Origin of the sequence: Bacillus sp. REN10 (assembly GCF_016820555.1) — a bacterium.
Classification (GTDB): Bacteria; Bacillota; Bacilli; order Bacillales; family Domibacillaceae; genus Bacillus_CE.
Genome location: NZ_JADHDW010000030.1, coordinates 1 through 2,978, shown reverse-complemented (window position 1 = coordinate 2,978; position 2,978 = coordinate 1). Strand labels below are relative to the sequence as shown.

At 34.2% G+C, this 2,978-nt stretch carries 1 protein-coding gene; it reads left to right on the top strand.

Annotated features, from left to right (window positions below; genetic code table 11):
• The first annotated feature begins 306 nt into the window (after nucleotides 1-306).
• On the top strand, nucleotides 307-2,385 hold the full coding sequence (locus IRB43_RS17505; RefSeq protein WP_203364729.1) for an S-layer protein: 2,079 nt from the start codon (nucleotides 307-309) through the stop codon (nucleotides 2,383-2,385).
• Nucleotides 2,386-2,978: the final 593 nt, after the last annotated feature.

The window sequence follows — 2,978 nt, the reverse complement described above, 5'->3', positions numbered from 1 at the left end:
TGCGCATAGCTTGATGGAAAATATGTGCAGCTAGCTCCACTAGTTATAGGTGAAATTAAAGACATTAAGGTGGTCTATTCTTAAGAGATATAATAATGACGTTTCTTGCACAAGTTGGTTAATAATTAAAAATATCTTTTAGTTATCTATTCTAAGAGTACCCCTTTTTGAAATCGTTGATATACAAATTTTATTTGTGCAATGATCTTGCAAGCTATCTAAAAGGAAGCTTTATAAAATATTGATTTCTGGGTTTTATTCAATCAAGAACAAACTAGCATCAGGATGTTAGCTTTCTCAAGAATAATGGCGATTAACGGTAAACAATTATTAGTTAAATTCAACAAAGAAGTTAATAAAAACTCTGCTGAAACAGATGCAAACTATCTTCTTAAGAAGAATGGAGTTGCAGCTCCATTAACAGCTACAACTGATTACACTACAAAAGTACAAGAAGATGGTAAGTCTGTATTAATTACACTAACAACTCCAATTCAAAAAACTGAAAGTGCAGTATTTACAGTAACTGTTGAAGATATTCTAGTAAAAGGTTCTTTAACTGATAAGTTCCCAGTTTACACTACGACTGTTACAGTACATGATACTGTTGCTCCAACTATTACAGAGGTATCTGCTAAAACAGCGGGTGCAGAAGCAGACTCAGTAACTATCAAGTTCTCAGAGCCAGTTGCTCAACCAACTGTTAAAGTTAATGGTACTACTAAATCTGTTAAGTTAGCTGCTGATGGTCTTTCTGGAACTATTGAAAACTTATCATTAGAAACTGGGAAAACTCATTCAATTGAAGCTATTAACTTAACTGACTTGTCTGGAAATGTAACTGGATCTACTACGAAAACATTTGAAGTTACTAAAGATACAGCTGCTCCAGCTTATTCAATTTCTACAGTAAGTGATGGACAAATTAAATTAACGTTTGATAAAAAGATGGATGTAGATTCAGTAGTATCAGGTGTTCTTCTTAAAAAAGAGGACTTAAATGATCTTGCTACTAGTGCCTATGCAGTTACAGAATCAACTGTAGCAAGCGAAAAAGGAAAAGTATTTTACGTAGATATTGATAAGTCTGTCTTTGACCCATATACTTCTAAAAAATCTTATTCTTTCACAGTGATGACTAAAAACACTGTAAAAGATAGCTTAGGAAATAAAATGGCTGCTACTTCTCAAGTTGTTAAATTAACTAAAGATGAAGTAGAACCTAAATTGCAGTCTGTTGAGTATATTAAAAACTCTAAAGGTGAAGTTACAACATTGTTATTGAAATATGATGAAGTATTAAAAGCGGCTCCTACTACTATTACTGGCTTAACTGCAAAAAATGTTACTACTGGTGCTGTAGTAGATATTTTAGGAACAACTCCAACAGCTTCATTATTAGATGATAAGAAAACTGTTAGAATTAATATTGATAAAACTACTGCTGCAGTAGTTAAGAGTGGTAAATTAGAAGTTTCAGTTGCCGCTGGATACGTAACGGATATTGCTTTAACTGGCAATGAATCTAAAACTCAAAAATTAGTTGTTGATTTTGGTGCAGGAGCAGCATCGGAACTTAAAGTTAATGTTGCTTCAGTAGCTAAATCTAACCAAATTGTAGCTACATTCGATGATGAAGTAACATATGCAAGTGCTACTAATCCTGCTAACTACAGCGTTAATGGTTTAGCACTTCCTGCTGATACAACTATTACATTTGATACAGCTACTAAGAAAGAAGTAGCAATTACTTTACCTGCTGAATTTATTAAAGAAGACGATGCTGGTGCAGTATTCCGTGTTCAAAACGTAGCTACTCCTTCTGGAACACAGGTAAGTGTAAACCAAACTGTAGTTTCAGTTGCAGATAATGCAGGTCCAGTAATTGTTAAAGCAAAATCTTCTTTAAATACTAACGGTACTTTAACTCTAGGTTTTGATGAAAAAGTAGCGCCAATTGATGCTACTCTAACTTCAGACCTTGCACTTGCAGACCTGAAATTATCATTAAATGGTGAGTTAGTTACAATTGCTACTCCAGCGCAAGTAGAGATTGGTAATGGAGCAGGAGCAGATGCTGGCAAGTATGTAATTACATTTAATAATAATCTAGACAAATCAGCTGGTACAGCAGGAAATGCAGAAACAGTTACAGTGTACTTTGATGTAAATGGAAATGCTACTTTCGACGCTGATAAAGATATTCTAGTTAAGAAACATACTGGATTAACGGTTGCAGAAAGAGATGCAATTACTGCTGGTTCTCTAGATCTTAATAAAGTATCCTCTATTACTGTAGGTACTAAAGATGCTACTGCTAATATTGTTGATAAGTCAGATGCACAAAACAAAATCCTTAAAAAGCAATCTGTTGTTATTAAATAATTTTAATAACTGGGAAACGGGTGTCAGACCCCTACTGCTTTAAATTGATAAAGTAAAAACAGAGAGTCGTTCATTCGGCTCTCTGTTTTTTTATCATAAAATTATTCATTTCTTTTTACAGTCTTTTTCCTTTTCTCTTTGGGAAATGGGTCAGACCCCGGGAAGATTGGGGTCAGACCCCCACTTCTTTAAAGTAATAAAGTAAAGGTGGAGGGCTACGGCTCTCTTCTTTCACCAGCCAACTGTCTATCAAAAGACGGTTGGCTATTTTTATGTATTCACGGGTAATTGGTGTCAGACCCCCACTACTTTAAAGCAATAAAGTACAGACAGAGAGTCATTCATTTGGCTCTCTGTTTTTTTATCATCAAATGATTGACTTCTGTTTACAGTCTTTTTCCTTTTTTCTTTGTTATAATAATCATAGGAAATGGTGTCAGACCCCCACTACTTTAAAGCGATAAAGTATAGACAGAGAGTCGTTCATTCGGCTCTCTGTTTTTTTATCATCAAATGATTTACTTCTGTTTACAGTCTTTTTCCTTTTCTTTTTGTTATAATAATCAAAAAAGAAAAGGGGTAATTGGTGTCAG

Bases quoted from the DNA above. Each gene is read 5' to 3' on its own strand.
- IRB43_RS17505 (WP_203364729.1), top strand. From the start codon at position 307: ATGGCGATTAACGGTAAACAATTATTAGTTAAATTCAACAAAGAAGTT.